Source organism: Pseudomonas sp. Pseusp15 (assembly GCF_059492165.1).
Genome location: NZ_CP168523.1, coordinates 5,409,794 through 5,424,238, shown reverse-complemented (window position 1 = coordinate 5,424,238; position 14,445 = coordinate 5,409,794). Strand labels below are relative to the sequence as shown.

The following is a 14,445-nucleotide window of genomic DNA, read 5'->3' as shown; positions in this document are numbered from 1 at the left end:
ACTCGACGTGACACACCTTGCGCACGCAGGCATGCTGCGGCGCAAGGTGCATTCGTCCAGGAGACCCATCAATGAATTCCGCCTCTTACCCTGCCGCGCAGCACGTCATGGTGCTCTACACCGGTGGCACCATCGGCATGCAAGCCAGCGCCCACGGCTTGGCCCCGGCGTCCGGTTTCGAAGCGCGGATGCGCGACTACCTGCACAGCCAGCCTGAGTTGGTGGTGCCGCAGTGGCGCTTTCGCGAGATGTCGCCACTGATCGACAGCGCCAACATGACCCCTGCGTACTGGCAGCAACTGCGTGAAGCGGTGGTCGACGCCGTTGATGCCCAGGGCTGCGACAGCGTGCTGATCCTGCATGGCACCGACACCCTGGCCTACAGTGCCGCGGCCATGAGCTTCCAGTTGCTCGGCCTGAACGCCCGTGTATGTTTCACCGGCTCCATGCTGCCGGCCGGTGTGACCGACAGTGATGCCTGGGAAAACATCAGTGGTGCACTGGGTGCCCTTGGCCAAGGCCTGGCGCCGGGTGTTCATCTGTACTTCCACGGCGAACTGCTCGACCCGACCCGCTGCGCCAAGGTTCGCAGTTTCGGTCGTCATCCGTTCAAGCGACTGGAGCGTCAGGGCGGCGGCGTGAAAGCTTCCTCGATACCTGCCCAACTGAACTACAACCAGCCAAGGCAACTGGCGAAGGTCGCGGTGCTGCCGTTGTTCCCCGGCATCGGCGCCGAGCAACTGGATGGCCTGCTCAACAGCGGTATTCAGGGTCTGGTGCTGGAATGTTATGGCAGCGGTACCGGACCAAGCGACAACCCCGGGTTTATCGCCAGCCTGGAACGGGCACGAGACAATGGCGTGGTAGTGGTTGCGGTCACCCAATGTCATGAGGGTGGCGTGAAGCTCGACGTGTATGAGGCGGGCAGCCGCTTGCGCGATGCCGGCCTGTTGTCCGGTGGCGGCATGACTCGCGAGGCGGCGCTCGGCAAGTTGCATGGGCTGCTCGGTGCAGGGCTTGAAACCGCTGAAGTTCGGCGGCTGATCGAACTCGACCTGTGTGGCGAACTGAGCTGACACAACACATAACCTTGTGGGAGCCCGCTCCCACAAGATCGTTATTGGGCACATAACTTGCTCCCGTTCCAGCATCTCGACGCTGGAAGACTCCATGCTCCACTCCCACCTCACCACCCTCAACGCCGTCTCCCTGGTGCTCAACACCTTCAAGGCCGAAGGCCTGTCCAGCGAGGCGTTATTGGCCGGCAGCGGCATCAGCGTGGCGGATCTGAGCCGGGCGGACACGCGCATCACCACCAATCAAGAGATGCTGGTGTGCGCCAATGCCGTCGCGCTGCGCCGCGATATCGGTCTGGAGTTGGGCCGGCGGATGCACGTTTCGTCCTATGGCATGCTCGGGTACGCCTTACTCACCAGCGCCACTTTAGGTGACGCCTTGCAGTTGGCGCTGCACTACCCGGCGCTATTGGGAACACTGTTCGAGTTGAGCCTGGAGGAGGATGGCGAGCGCATCTGGCTCACCGCGGGCGACTATCGGGAAAACCCCGCGCTGGCACCGTTCAATGTCGAGTTTTGCCTGGTCTCGATGAAAGTCACCTGCGAAGACCTGCTCGGCCACCCTCTACCTCTGCTTGGCGCTCGCTTCGATTACCCGGCACCGGACTATCAGACGCGCTACAGCGAGCGTTTCGACTGTCCGTTGCAGTTTGATGCAGCGTCCAACGGATTTGCCTTCGACAAGCGCTGGCTCGAACACCCCCTGCCACTGGCCGACGCCATTACCCACCAGGCCATGGCCGAACGCTGCCGCAAGCAAAACACCGAGTTCACCGGGCGTCAGGCCTGGCTCGGGCGCATCCGCCAATTGCTCGCCGCGCAACTGAGCGCGGCGCCAGGCCTGGACGGGTTGGCCGAGCAGCTGAATTGCTCGTCGCGCACCCTGCGCCGACATCTGAAGGACCTGGGATGCAGCTATCAGGAACTGCTCGATGAACTGCGATTCGAACAGGCCAAACGCATGCTCTGCGAGGATCAACTGCCGATCTATCAAATCGCCGAAGCACTGGGGTTCAGCGAGACCGCGAGCTTCCGGCATGCGTTTGTGCGCTGGAGTGGCGTGGCACCCAGCCAGTTCCGCCCTTGAGCCCCCCTGTGGCGAGGGAGCAAGCTCCCACACCACAGGGGGGGGCGAATTTCGGTCAAATGTTTTGGCCACATAGATCCCCTTTTGGCCTTTCCTGCCGTTCTCCCAGACGTCGCCTGCCGCAAGACTGTGTTCAAACCGAATCAGCCTGCGGAGAACAACAATGCTGACGATCTACTCGGACGATCACCACCTGCACCACGGCCGTTGTGAATTGATGGACGGGCAATTGATGCCCTGCTTCGAAATGCCTTCACGGGCCGATCACGTATTGCAACGGGTCAAGGACCAGAACCTCGGCCCGGTTGAAGTGCCGAAAGACTTTGGCCTTGATCCGATCGCGCGCATCCACAGCCGCGACTACCTCGACTTCTTCAAAGGCGCCTGGGCGCGCTGGACCGCATTCAATACCGACGGCGACTTGCTGCCCTACACCTGGCCGGCCCGCACCTTGCGCCGAATCATGCCCACCAGCCTGCACGGCCAACTCGGCTATTACAGCTTCGACGGCGGCGCACCGATTACCGCCGGCACCTGGCAAGCGGCGTACAGCGCAGCGCAAGTTGCCCTCACGGCCCAAGCGGCGATCCAGCGCGGCGCCCGCAGTGCCTTCGCCCTGTGCCGTCCACCGGGACACCATGCCGCCAGCGATTTGATGGGCGGCTATTGCTACCTCAACAATGCTGCCATCGCCGCTCAAGCCTTCCTCGATCAGGGCCATAAAAAGGTCGCGATCCTCGATGTCGATTACCACCACGGCAACGGCACTCAATCGATTTTCTACGAACGCAGCGACGTGCTGTTCACCTCGATCCACGGTCATCCAGAAGCCGAGTTTCCGTTCTTCCTCGGCTACGAAGACGAACGCGGTGAAGGCGCAGGCGAAGGGTTCAACTTCAACTACCCGTTGCCCGCCGGCAGCGCTTGGGACCGTTGGAGCGCCGCGCTGGAGCAAGCCTGTAAAGAGATCGAAACGTACGGCGCCGACATCGTTGTCGTGTCCCTGGGCGTCGATACGTTCAAGGACGACCCCATCTCCCAATTCAAACTCGACAGCCCGGATTACCTGGCGATGGGTACCCGCATCGCAGGCCTCGGCAAGCCGACGCTGTTCGTGATGGAAGGCGGTTACGCGGTAGAAGAAATCGGCATCAACGCCGTGAACGTTCTCGAAGGTTTTGAAAGCGCCCAATGAGGAATTAGAAGAATGAACAGACTCAAGCGTCTTATCGCTCCAGCGCTCTGCGCCACACTGCTCAGTGGCGCCGTCCATGCTGAAGAACGTACTTTGCGGGTCTACAACTGGTTCGACTACATCACCCCCAAAGCCCTGGACGATTTCAAGACTCAGAACACCCAGACCAAACTGGTCTACGACATCTTCGACACCAACGAAGCGCTGGAAGCCAAGCTGCTGACCGGCAACTCCGGCTACGACGTGGTGGTGCCGTCCAACGTGTTCCTCGCCAAGCAGATCGAAGCCGGCGTATTCCAGCCAGTGGACCGCAGCAAACTGCCGAACTGGAACCACCTCGACCCCAAGCTGATGAAGCTGATCGAAGCCAACGACCCGGGTAACAAATTTGCCGTGCCCTACATGTACGGCACCATCCTGATCGGTTTCAACCCGGCCAAGGTCAAGGCTGCGCTGGGTGACAACGCACCGGTGAACAGCTGGGACCTGATCTTCAAGGAAGAGAACATCAGCAAGCTCAAGCAGTGCGGCGTGGCCCTGCTCGACTCACCTTCGGAGATCCTGCCGCTGGCCCTGCAACACCTCGGCCTGGACCCCAACAGCAAGAAGCCGGCGGACTACGCCAAGGCTGAAGCGCTGTTGATGAAGATCCGGCCGTACATCACCTACTTCCATTCGTCCAAGTACATGGCCGACATCGCCAACGGTGACATCTGCGTCGCGGTCGGGTATTCCGGCAGCTTCTCCCAGGCCGCCAACCGCGCCAAGGAAGCCAAGAACGGTGTGATCGTCGACATGCGCCTGCCCAAGGAAGGCGCGCCGATCTGGTTCGACATGCTCGCGATCCCCAAAGGCGCGAAAAACCCGGAAGACGCCTACACCTTCATCAACTACCTGCTGCAACCCCAGGTCATCGCACCGGTCAGCGACTTCGTCGGCTACCCGAACCCGAACAAGGACGCCACGGAAATGGTCGACCCGGCGATTCGCAACAACCCGAACCTGTACCCGACCGAAACGGCGATGAGCACGCTTTACACCCTGCAACCCTTGCCTCGCGATGCTGAACGGGCACGGACCCGGGCCTGGACCAAGATCAAGTCCGGGACCTGAAACACCCGGTGAATCAAAGACCCGCGCCATCGCGGGTCTTTTTTGGTCAACGGCTAATAGGGGGGGCTTTGATCTGCGCGGGTGGCAGCAATCAGGAACTCATCGCCATTTATCGCGGCGAGATCAGTCGCACACTCGCCGCCTCAGTGTTTTTCATAGATCAGCGGTTCATTTAAAAACCGGGAGGCCATCGTTCAATCCCGCCAGACCTGTCGCAACCGTGCCAGCGCCGACTCTATCGCTGGCTCTGGCACCGCCGCGAAACCCAGTACCAGACCGGCGCGCTGATCGACTGGTGTCCTGGAGTCCGGTAGCCAATAGTTGCTCAAGCCATTGATCTCCACACCCACGCTTTCCGCTTGTTCGATCAGTCGCCGTTCGCGGGCCAAGCTGTCCACCGAAACCGTCATGTGCAGCCCGGCGGAGACGGTGGGCAGGCTACCCACTCCGGTCATCCCCGCCGGCCAGCCGCCCAGCAAACAATTGCGACGGCTGAGGGCGGCACGCCGCATCCGGCGAATGTGCCGCTGGAAATGCCCGGCGGCCATGAACTCGGCCATCACCGCTTGAGTGCTCACTTCGGAATGCCGCACATCCACCGCCCGACGCTGCGCGAATGCGTCCACCAGGCCCGGCGGCAGCACCAGATAACCCAGGCGCAGCGCCGGAAAAGCGACCTTGCCGAAGGTGCCGACATACAGCACCCGCCCATGGCGATCGAGTGCCGCCAGCGGCGCCAGTGGCGCACCGCTGTAACGGTACTCGCCATCGTAGTCGTCCTCGATGATCCAGCCCTGGTTGCCCTCGGCCCAGGCGAGCAGTTCCAGACGCCGGGCCAGACTCATGACCACACCGGTCGGGTATTGATGGGAAGGCGTAACGTAAGCCAGCCGGCAATCGCTCAACTGCGCCAAGGCGCTGCAGTCGATCCCCTCCTCATCCACCGGCACACCGTGCAGCTGCGCCCCGGCTACCGCAAAGGCATGGCCGGCAGCACGATAACCCGGATTTTCAATGCCCACCCCATCGCCAGGCTCCACCAGCAACTGTGCACAAAGGCTGATCCCCTGCTGCGCGCCACTGGTGATCACAATTTGCTCAGCGGCGCACTGCATCCCTCTCGAGCTGCGCAAGTAGGCAGCAATCAATCCGCGCAAGCGTTCATCACCTGCCGGGTCGCCATAACACAGCTGCTGTAAATCCGGCTTACGCCAGAAAGCCGCATTCAGCTTGGCCCAAACCTCGAACGGGAACAGATCGAACGCCGGCACGCCAACCCTGAATGCGCGCGGCGGACCACCGGGCGGCACAGCCAAATGATTCTTTTCAACGCGCCCCAAAGCACTGCTGTGGATAACTTTACTGGATGGAACAACAGGTAAATCCAGCCAATTTGTGGATAAGGTTGTGGGTAACCCTGTTGAAAACCCTGTGGATACTTTTGTGGATAATTTTTTCGCCGGCAACGCCGCCTGAGGCAATTGCGCCACGTAAGTCCCGTCACCCACACGCCCCTCGATGAAGCCTTCAGCGTAAAGCTGATCGTAGGCACGAACCACGCTGTTGCGGGAAATCGATAAGGCCGTAGCCAGATCGCGACTGGCCGGCAGTCGTGTGCCGCTGGCCAATCGTCCGTCGAGTACGCGTACCCGCAGCGCTTGATAGAGCTGTCGACTCAGGCCCTGGCGGCGGTCGAGTTCGATACCCGCCGGGTTGAACGACGAGGGAAGCGGCGTATTCGACATGACAATGGACCTATGAAATTGGTCATTAATGGCTCTTACAACAGACCATTAGCCTGCCTAGGATGAAGGCATTCGCCAAGGAATTTTCCATGTACCTGCCACTTTGACGCGTTAAGGAATGAACATGAGTCAGATCGACATCCGCCAGGTCACCGCCGACGATCACGCTGCCTGGCTGCCGTTGTGGCAAGCCTACTTGCGCTTCTACAACACCGAGCTGCCCGAGGCGGTCACTCAAAGCACCTGGCAGCGCCTGCTCGACCCGAGCGAACCGACCCACGGGGCGCTGGCCTGGGTCGACGGTAAAGCGGTGGGCATGGTGCATTTCATCTATCACCGCTCGAACTGGAGCATCGAAAACTCCTGTTACCTGCAAGACTTGCTGGTGACACCCGAAACTCGTGGCACCGGCGTCGGTCGGCAACTGATCGAATTCGTCTACAGCACAGCCAAGGCCGACGGTTGCTGCAAGGTCCACTGGCTGACCCACGAAACCAACGCCACCGCGATCCAGCTCTACGAGCGCATCGCCGAACGGCCCGGTTTCATCCAGTTTCGCAAAGCCCTTTAAGGTTCAAGGAGAACACCATGTCGACTTCACTCGCAGACTGGAAAGGCGTTCCGGCGCCCTCGGTCCAACTGATCGAAGGGCGTTTCATTCGCCTGGAAAAACTCGACCCGGCGCGTCACGCCGACGGTTTGTGGAAAGCCCTTGAAGGCCCGGGCTCGGACCCGAAACTCTGGGACTATCTGCCCTACGGTCCTTTCCCGGAACGCAGTGCGTTCAATGACTGGCTGAACAACCATGCGGCCAACAGCGATCCGTATTTCTTCAGTGTGATCGACCGTGTCAGCGGCGAGGTGCAGGGCCTGCTCAGCCTGATGTCGATCGTTCCTGCCCAGGGGCGTATCGAGATCGGCCATGTGACCTTCGGCGCACCGATGCAGCGTTCGCCGAAAAGTACCGAGGCGGTTTACCTGCTGGCCAGGGAAGCCTTTGCGTTGGGTTACCGGCGCCTGGAATGGAAGTGCAACAACGGCAACGCTCGCTCCAAGTACGCAGCAGAGCGGTTGGGATTCAGTTTTGAGGGGGTGTTCCGCCAGCACATGGTGGTCAAGGGTCAGAACCGTGACACGGCGTGGTATTCGATTCTGGATTCGGAATGGCCGGCGATTCAGGCGGGGTTCGAGCGGTGGTTGAGCGATGAAAACCAGACGGAATCGGGGCAGGTGAAAACGTTGACGGAGTGCCGCGGGTAAGCTTCGGCGCCCGGACGACACCTTCGCGGGCAAGTCGGATCGCGGCACGGCGATCCGACTTGCCCGCGAATGGCATCACGCTAATGTCTGGGCAAGTACCGCAATATGCTCCGGCCCGATCCCGCAGCACCCGCCCAAATGGCTGGCCCCGCGCTTGCGCCAATCGGCCGCCCACTGCAGATAACCCGGCGGGTCGAGATCATCACGCAACGGGTCCAGACCGTCGTTGGCCGTGGCCTCTTTCGGCTGCGGCGGGAAGGCGTTGGCGTATGCGCCAATGTGAATCTTCACCCCCAGGCGCTCGAAGGTTTCCCGCGCCGCATCAATCGCCGCCCCGATCACTTCCGGCTGGCTGCAGTTGAACAGCAAAGTCTCGACACCCAACTCAGCCGCCACCACAGCGGCCTCAGCCACCGGTTCACCGGAGCGCAAACGCGGCACTTCGTCGGTGTCTTCATCTTTCAAGGTAAACGACAGCCAGAACGGTTTGCCGTCCTTCGGCAGACCGGCATGGATCGCCCGTGCTTCGACGATCGAACTCTGGGTTTCGGCCAGCCACAGGTCGACATGAGGCGCCAGGCCATTGACCAGAGGGGTCAGCAGTTCAGTCACCCGGGCAGCGTCGAACAAGTCCGGGCGGTAGGAGCCGAACAAAGGCGGCAATGAACCGGCCACGCGCACCGATTGGCCCGAAGCATCGACTGCACGCCGAGCCAGCTCGCCGGCCAACGCCGCAAGGGCCTGGCCTTCAGCGGCGAAACGTTCTTCGCCAATGTGGAACGGCACCACCGCGTAACTGTTGCTGGTGATCACGTTGGCACCGCTTTCGATATAGGCCGCGTGCACCGCCTCTACGGCTTGTGGCGCCTCGCTCAAGGCCAGTGCCGACCACTCGGGTTGCCGGAACGGCGCCCCTCGGCGTTGCAGTTCACGACCCATGCCGCCATCCAGAATTACCGTGCTGTCTGCGCCCATATGCTTTTCACTCATAAGCTTATGAAAATAACTCACTATCAGAGTCGTTCTTATAACTATTTAATGCGCACCATACGGTTAATAACAACCTCTTTTTTCAGGGATCAACTGTGAAACTTCAACCGCTGCTGGCCCTGGGCCTGACGATTCTGGCTGCCTCCACCCAAGCCTTTGCGGGCGCCACCCTGGATCGCATCGAACAAAAGAAAGAACTGGTCGGTGTGTTGATGGAAAGCTACCCACCCTTCTCGTTCCTCAACGATCAAAACCAGCTCGACGGCTTCGACGTTGAGGTGGCCAAGGCCGTGGCGGACAAGCTGGGCGTCAAGCTGCGTCTGGAAACGCCGTCCTGGGATGTGATCGCCGCCGGCCGCTGGAGCGGGCGTTACGACATCTGCATCTGCTCCATGACCCCGAGCAAGGCCCGCGCCGAAGTCTTCGACTTCCCGGTCGAGTACTACGCCTCCCCTGCCGTGATCGTGGTCAATGCCAAGGACGATAGCATTCACAGCGCCAAGGACCTGAGCGGCAAGAAAGTCGGTCTCACCAGCGCCTCCAGCTATGAAAGCTACCTGAACAAAAACCTGGTGATCGAAGGCGCCGAAGACACTCAATTGCAGTACCCGTTCGAGAACGTGCAGATCGCCCCGTATGACACCGACAACGTCGCGTTCCAGGATCTGGGCCTGGGCGCTGGCGTGCGTCTGGACGCGATCCTCACCAACCTCGTCACCGCGCAACCGCGCCTGAACGAAGACAAGCGCTTCAAGCTCGCCGGCCAGCCGCTGTACTCGGAGCCGAACTCGGTGGCCATCGAAAAAGGTGACGCGCAGTGGGACGCCAAAGTGCGTGATGTGTTCGCTCAGTTGAAACAGGACGGCACCTTGAGCAAGCTGTCGCAAAAATGGATCGGCGCCGACATCAGCAAATGACTTCCTTCCCCAAACCTCCTCAGCCGCCGCAACCGGTGGCTGAGTCATTACTGCAACGGGTCTTCGGCTTCCGTACCCGGCTGTACCTGACCTGGGCGGCGATGTTCGGCTTGTTCGCCAGTTTCTTCCTGAGCTTCGACCTGAAGTTCTCGATCATCCTCGACAAACTGCCGAACCTGATCGGCCTGCACCTGGCGCCCAACGGCTTTCTGCAAGGCGCGGCACTGACGCTATTCTTGTGCCTGTGCTCGATTGTGGCTTCGTCGCTGCTGGGCTTCATCACGGCCCTGGCTCGACTGTCGAAAAGCGCCGTGGCGTTCGGCATCGCAAGCTTCTATGCCTCGTTCTTTCGCGGCACGCCGCTGCTGATCCAGATATTGCTGATCTACCTCGGCTTGCCGCAATTGGGCGTCGTGCCGGGCGCCATCACCGCCGGCATCATCGCCCTGTCGCTGAACTATGGCGCCTACCTGAGCGAAATCTTCCGCGCCGGCATCCTCGGCGTTCCCCACGGCCAACGCGAAGCATCGCTGGCCCTGGGCATGCGCGAAACCGTGATTTTCTGGCGCGTCACCCTGCCCCAGGCCATGCGCGCCATCATCCCGCCCACCACCAACCAGTTCATCTCCATGCTCAAGGACTCGTCGCTGATCTCGGTGATGGGGGTTTGGGAAGTGATGTTCCTGGCGCAATCGTACGGGCGCTCGAGCTATCGCTATATCGAAATGCTGACGACGGCGGCGATCATTTATTGGCTGATGTCGATTGGACTGGAGCTGATTCAGGCGCGGATGGAACGGCATTACGGGAAGGCGTACGTAAGCCGGTAGGAGCCGTCGAGAGCTGCGCTTTTTTTGATCCGCGACAGATGCATTTTTGCTGGAGCGCCAGCCCCCTTGTCCTCATTCACTGTAAGAAAAAGCGTCCAGTTCAAATGGGTAAAAACAGCCGCCCTCAAGCGGCTGGCTATTTTCTACACAACCTGCTGACACCCCCCGCAAGCCCGCCGGAAGCAGCTGACATCGGCACCTATAGCCTCACTTTTAGAGTTTGGCCTCCCATCAAAAGAGGCCGTACTCGATGCCCGTTCAACACAAATACCGACCACAACACCTGGCGCTGGCCATTGCGCTTGCGCTGGGTTGCGCCGAATTTTCAAGCGCCCAACAACTACCCGCGCAAGCTGAGGCGACGAATATCGCTGAGGTAACCGGGCAGCTTGATACTGAGCCGCACCCGCTTACCCGGCTTCTAGCCTTTATCGAGGCGGACACCACCTTTCAAACGGTGATTGATGCGCCGCAGCCCGCTCGGCGAGGTACTTCCCTGAGACCGGAAAATAGAGATGACCTCATCATCGTCAAAAATGGTGGAAGCTTCGAAGGTCGGGTCGATGGCGGCAAAGGAACCAACGTCATACAGCTTGATGCAACTGACGGTGGCCGATTGGGGAATACCCGCAACTTCAACGGCCTGTATGTTTCGCAGGGATCCTGGACGCTGACCAGTACCGGAGATTTCAACAAGGGTGTGGTGGTGCTCGATGACGGCATCCTGACCAATGACGGGAAAATCGAAGGTGGGGCGATTACGGTCGGAAAGCTCTTCAACAATGGCGACATCAAAGGTCATGTAACAGTCGCGCACGGCGGTACTTTTGCAGGTGCAGGCACCGTCGGTGGCCTGGATGTCTCCGGCCGCGTCAACGTCGATGGATTGCATGGCGCCCCAAGGGTCAAAGGCAATTTGAACCTGTCCAACTCGGCCATCCTGGCCTATGAGGTCAACCCCGACGGCCGTCACGAGACGATCAAAGTCGACGGCACCGCCAGCCTCGGCAATGCCACCCTGAAAATCGTCGCAGTATCGGGTGACTATCCGCAAACCACCCAGTACACCATTATCGAGGCCGACAAGGTCGATGGGCATTTTGGCAATATTGAAAACAATCTCGCATTCATGACGGCCACCCCGGACTACAGCGACGAAAAGGCCGTCCGCCTGACCTACGCTCGCAACGAAGTGCCTTTCGAGAGTCTCGCGACCAACAAAAACAGTCGGGAACTCGCCCGCAGTATTGAAGAACCCAAAGCCAGTCCAACGGCGCAGACACCTCCCAATACCGCGAACGCCGCTGTCACGGCCCTGCTTGCCTCCACCACCGAAACAGCCTCCCAGGCCATCGACCAGCTGGACGGCGGCAACAACGCCAACCTTGCGAAAGCGACCCTGAACAGTGACAGCCCAATCAGCGCGACCATGCTCTCGGCCATGCGTCAGCTGCACAGCGCCAGTAGCTACAGCAATTCCACCAGACGCAATGCGCCACGCCTGGCCGCCGGCAGCGAAGACAATGGCCGAGTCTGGCTTCAAGCAATGGGTCACGGTGGAACGCTGGATCGCGACTACGACGCTCTGAAACACACAACCCACGGTCTGGTACTGGGAGCTGATTGGGGCATCGATGAAGAATGGCGCATCGGGGTGATGAGCGGAAAATCCGAAACGCGCCTGGACAGCCGCGGACTCGACGGCGATCTCGACAGCTGGCATTTGGGAGCTTATGCCCTGCGTCAAAACGGACCAATGTCCCTGCGCCTGGGTGCGACCTACAGCAGTCACGATGGCAGCACTAAACGCCGGGTTGCCTTCAAAGGTTTCAGCGACCGCCCCGAAGGCCGTTACGATGCCAACACCCAGCAGGCCTTTGCGGAATTGGGTTACAACCTGGGGCGGACGAACGTCAGCATCGAACCGTTTGCCAGCCTGGGCTACCAGCGCTATCAGCGCGACACTTACACGGAAAAAGGTGGCGCTGCGGCTCTGAAGGTACACGGTCAAACGCAGAACAATTTGAACAGCACGTTCGGCCTGCGGCTGGCAAAGCTCAACACTCTGGATAACGGCATGCAACTGACGCCACGGTTCAGTGCCGGCTGGAAACATACTTACGGGGACGTCTACAGCGATACCCGCCAACGATTGGTAACGGGCGGAAAAAACTTCACCGTTTCCGGTGCGCCGCTGGATCGTGACAGCCTGCTGGTCGATACAGGGCTGGACCTTGGATTGTCAGCAAAACACACCCTGGGCATCGGACTCACTGGCGAGATCGGCACCGACAGCCGTAACCACGGCGTGACGGGTCAGTGGCGAATGAGTTTCTAACAGCCACAAACCCAGTGCGAAAAAAAAGGGGAGCACATGCCCCCCCGAGGTTTAAAGCGGTATATCGAGGCTGTTAACTCAGCCTTCGATCTCGATCAGGATCTCGCCCGGGTTCACCCGGTCGCCCTTGGCCACGTGGATGGCGGTGACTTTGCCGGTGATGGCCGACTGGACTTCGGTTTCCATCTTCATCGCCTCGGTGATCAGCACGGCCTGGCCGGCTTTCACGGTGTCGCCTTCCTTGACCAGCACGTCGACGATGTTGCCCGGCATGGTGGTGCTGACGTGGCCCGGTGCAGTGGCTTGCTTGCGCTTGCTGCTGCCGCCGCTGACGAATTCATTGAGCGGTTCGAACACCACTTCTTCCGGCATGCCGTCGATGGACAGGTAGAAGTGGCGTTTGCCTTCAGCCTTGACGCCCACACCAGTGATGTCGACGCGGTAGGTTTCGCCGTGAACGTCGATGACGAACTCGGTCGGCACGCCTTCACCACCGGCCGAAGCTACACCGCCTGCTTCCGGAATCGGCAGCAGCACTTCCGGTGTCAGGGTGCCGGCTGCGCGTTCTTCGAGGAACTTGCGGCCGATGTCCGGGAACATGGCGTAGGTCAGCACGTCTTCTTCAGACTTGGCCACTGCGCCGATTTCGGCACGCAGCTTGGTCATCTCCGGCTTGAGCAGATCGGCCGGACGCACGTCGATCACCTCTTCGCTGCCGATGGCCTGACGACGCAGCTTTTCGTTCACAGTGCCCGGCGCCTTGCCGTAGCCGCCTTGCAGGTAAAGCTTCACTTCGTTGGTGATGGTCTTGTAGCGCTCGCCGGCCAGCACGTTGAAGAACGCCTGGGTGCCGACGATTTGCGAGGTCGGGGTCACCAGCGGCGGGAAGCCGAGGTCTTCGCGAACGCGCGGGATTTCAGCCAGCACTTCGCTCATACGATTCAGGGCGCCCTGCTCTTTCAACTGGTTGGCCAGGTTGGAAATCATCCCGCCCGGAACCTGGTTGACCTGCACGCGAGTGTCGACGGCAGTGAACGCGCTTTCGAACTGGTGGTACTTCTTGCGCACGGCGTAAAAGTACAGGCCGATCTCTTGCAGTAGCTCCAGGTTCAGGCCGGTGTCGAACTCGCTGCCTTTAAGGGCGGCGACCATCGATTCGGTGCCCGGGTGGCTGGTGCCCCAGGCGAAGCTGGAGATCGCGGTGTCGATATGGTCGGCGCCGTTTTCGATGGCCTTGAGTTGGCACATCGCAGCCAGGCCGGCGGTGTCGTGGGAGTGGATGAACACCGGCAGCGATTGCTCGGCCTTCAGTGCCTTGACCAGTTCACCCGTGGCGTACGGGGTCAGCAGACCGGCCATGTCCTTGATCGCCACCGAGTCGCAACCCATGGCTTCCATTTGCTTGGCTTGCGCCACGAAAGCCTCGATGGTGTGCACCGGGCTGGTGGTGTAGGCGATGGTGCCCTGGGCGTGTTTGCCGGCAGCTTTCACCGCTTCAATGGCCACGCGCAGGTTACGCACGTCGTTCATGGCGTCGAAGATACGGAACACGTCGATGCCGTTGACCGCGGCCTTGGCGACGAAGGCTTTGACCACGTCGTCGCTGTAATGGCGGTAGCCCAGCAGGTTCTGGCCACGCAGGAGCATTTGCAGGCGCGTGTTAGGCAACGCGGCGCGCAGTTGGCGCAGACGCTCCCACGGGTCTTCTTTCAGGAAGCGTACGCAGGCGTCGAAGGTCGCGCCGCCCCAGACTTCCAGCGACCAGTAACCGACTTTGTCGAGTTTGTCGCAGATCGGCAGCATGTCTTCGGTGCGCATGCGGGTGGCGAGCAGCGATTGATGGGCGTCGCGCAGGATTGTGTCGGTAACGTGGATTTGTTTGCTCATTGTTCTA

Annotated in this window: 12 protein-coding genes; 9 read left to right on the top strand and 3 right to left on the bottom strand. The window is 60.5% G+C overall.

Features of this window, described 5'->3' with window-relative positions; all coding sequences use genetic code 11:
- The first annotated feature begins 71 nt into the window (after positions 1-71).
- The 4 genes from ACEN8R_RS24445 (at position 72) to ACEN8R_RS24430 (ending at position 4,471) form a co-directional block, all read left to right on the top strand.
- Positions 72-1,076 carry an asparaginase gene (locus tag ACEN8R_RS24445; protein ID WP_018927383.1) on the top strand — a complete coding sequence of 335 codons (1,005 nt, stop codon included), beginning with the start codon at positions 72-74 and terminating at the stop codon, positions 1,074-1,076.
- 94 nt (positions 1,077-1,170) lie between these two features.
- Positions 1,171-2,163, top strand: a complete 993-nt coding sequence (locus ACEN8R_RS24440; protein ID WP_018927382.1) for an AraC family transcriptional regulator — start codon at positions 1,171-1,173, stop codon at positions 2,161-2,163.
- 163 nt (positions 2,164-2,326) lie between these two features.
- Positions 2,327-3,358 carry a histone deacetylase family protein gene (locus ACEN8R_RS24435; RefSeq protein ID WP_018927381.1) on the top strand — a complete coding sequence of 344 codons (1,032 nt, stop codon included), beginning with the start codon at positions 2,327-2,329 and terminating at the stop codon, positions 3,356-3,358.
- A 12-nt stretch (positions 3,359-3,370) separates the two neighbouring features.
- A complete protein-coding gene (locus ACEN8R_RS24430) occupies positions 3,371-4,471 on the top strand; it encodes a polyamine ABC transporter substrate-binding protein (RefSeq protein WP_018927380.1) in 1,101 nt (366 codons plus the stop codon).
- 194 nt (positions 4,472-4,665) lie between these two features.
- Here the strand turns inward: ACEN8R_RS24430 and pdxR are convergent, their stop codons facing one another.
- Positions 4,666-6,216 (bottom strand): MocR-like pyridoxine biosynthesis transcription factor PdxR, encoded by a 1,551-nt coding sequence (pdxR, locus tag ACEN8R_RS24425; protein ID WP_026286518.1) that lies wholly within the window; start codon positions 6,214-6,216, stop codon positions 4,666-4,668.
- Positions 6,217-6,340: 124 nt separating this feature from the next.
- Between pdxR and ACEN8R_RS24420 the strand changes: the two genes are divergently transcribed.
- Both ACEN8R_RS24420 and ACEN8R_RS24415 read left to right on the top strand, forming a co-directional pair.
- Positions 6,341-6,787 carry a GNAT family N-acetyltransferase gene (locus ACEN8R_RS24420; protein ID WP_018927378.1) on the top strand — a complete coding sequence of 149 codons (447 nt, stop codon included), beginning with the start codon at positions 6,341-6,343 and terminating at the stop codon, positions 6,785-6,787.
- A 17-nt stretch (positions 6,788-6,804) separates the two neighbouring features.
- The gene (locus ACEN8R_RS24415) at positions 6,805-7,476 is read left to right on the top strand and encodes a GNAT family N-acetyltransferase (protein WP_018927377.1); all 672 of its coding nucleotides are present in this window, start codon (positions 6,805-6,807) and stop codon (positions 7,474-7,476) included.
- Positions 7,477-7,551: 75 nt separating this feature from the next.
- Here ACEN8R_RS24415 and ACEN8R_RS24410 read toward each other — a convergent pair whose 3' ends face one another.
- Positions 7,552-8,451, bottom strand: a complete 900-nt coding sequence (locus ACEN8R_RS24410) for a homocysteine S-methyltransferase family protein (RefSeq protein ID WP_018927376.1) — start codon at positions 8,449-8,451, stop codon at positions 7,552-7,554.
- A 110-nt stretch (positions 8,452-8,561) separates the two neighbouring features.
- On the opposite strand from ACEN8R_RS24410, the gene ACEN8R_RS24405 reads away from it, so the two are divergent.
- The 3 genes from ACEN8R_RS24405 to ACEN8R_RS24395 all read left to right on the top strand — a co-directional run bounded on the left by ACEN8R_RS24405 (position 8,562) and on the right by ACEN8R_RS24395 (position 12,551).
- Positions 8,562-9,383 (top strand): ABC transporter substrate-binding protein, encoded by an 822-nt coding sequence (locus ACEN8R_RS24405; protein ID WP_018927375.1) that lies wholly within the window; start codon positions 8,562-8,564, stop codon positions 9,381-9,383.
- Positions 9,380-10,213, top strand: a complete 834-nt coding sequence (locus tag ACEN8R_RS24400; protein ID WP_018927374.1) for an amino acid ABC transporter permease — start codon at positions 9,380-9,382, stop codon at positions 10,211-10,213. Before ACEN8R_RS24405 ends, ACEN8R_RS24400 begins: the two co-directional genes overlap by 4 nt.
- Positions 10,214-10,463: 250 nt before the next feature.
- Positions 10,464-12,551, top strand: coding sequence for an autotransporter outer membrane beta-barrel domain-containing protein (locus ACEN8R_RS24395; RefSeq protein WP_018927373.1), 2,088 nt, complete (start codon positions 10,464-10,466; stop codon positions 12,549-12,551).
- Between the two features lie 78 nt (positions 12,552-12,629).
- Here the strand turns inward: ACEN8R_RS24395 and oadA are convergent, their stop codons facing one another.
- Complete coding sequence (gene oadA / locus ACEN8R_RS24390) at positions 12,630-14,438, bottom strand: sodium-extruding oxaloacetate decarboxylase subunit alpha (RefSeq protein ID WP_018927372.1); 1,809 nt, start codon at positions 14,436-14,438, stop codon at positions 12,630-12,632.
- Positions 14,439-14,445: the final 7 nt, after the last annotated feature.

Coding starts and splice junctions, on each gene's coding strand:
- ACEN8R_RS24445 (WP_018927383.1), top strand. CDS start 72: ATGAATTCCGCCTCTTACCCTGCCGCGCAGCACGTCATGGTGCTCTAC.
- ACEN8R_RS24440 (WP_018927382.1), top strand. CDS start 1,171: ATGCTCCACTCCCACCTCACCACCCTCAACGCCGTCTCCCTGGTGCTC.
- ACEN8R_RS24435 (WP_018927381.1), top strand. CDS start 2,327: ATGCTGACGATCTACTCGGACGATCACCACCTGCACCACGGCCGTTGT.
- ACEN8R_RS24430 (WP_018927380.1), top strand. CDS start 3,371: ATGAACAGACTCAAGCGTCTTATCGCTCCAGCGCTCTGCGCCACACTG.
- pdxR (WP_026286518.1), bottom strand. CDS start 6,216: ATGTCGAATACGCCGCTTCCCTCGTCGTTCAACCCGGCGGGTATCGAA.
- ACEN8R_RS24420 (WP_018927378.1), top strand. CDS start 6,341: ATGAGTCAGATCGACATCCGCCAGGTCACCGCCGACGATCACGCTGCC.
- ACEN8R_RS24415 (WP_018927377.1), top strand. CDS start 6,805: ATGTCGACTTCACTCGCAGACTGGAAAGGCGTTCCGGCGCCCTCGGTC.
- ACEN8R_RS24410 (WP_018927376.1), bottom strand. CDS start 8,451: ATGGGCGCAGACAGCACGGTAATTCTGGATGGCGGCATGGGTCGTGAA.
- ACEN8R_RS24400 (WP_018927374.1), top strand. CDS start 9,380: ATGACTTCCTTCCCCAAACCTCCTCAGCCGCCGCAACCGGTGGCTGAG.
- ACEN8R_RS24395 (WP_018927373.1), top strand. CDS start 10,464: ATGCCCGTTCAACACAAATACCGACCACAACACCTGGCGCTGGCCATT.
- oadA (WP_018927372.1), bottom strand. CDS start 14,438: ATGAGCAAACAAATCCACGTTACCGACACAATCCTGCGCGACGCCCAT.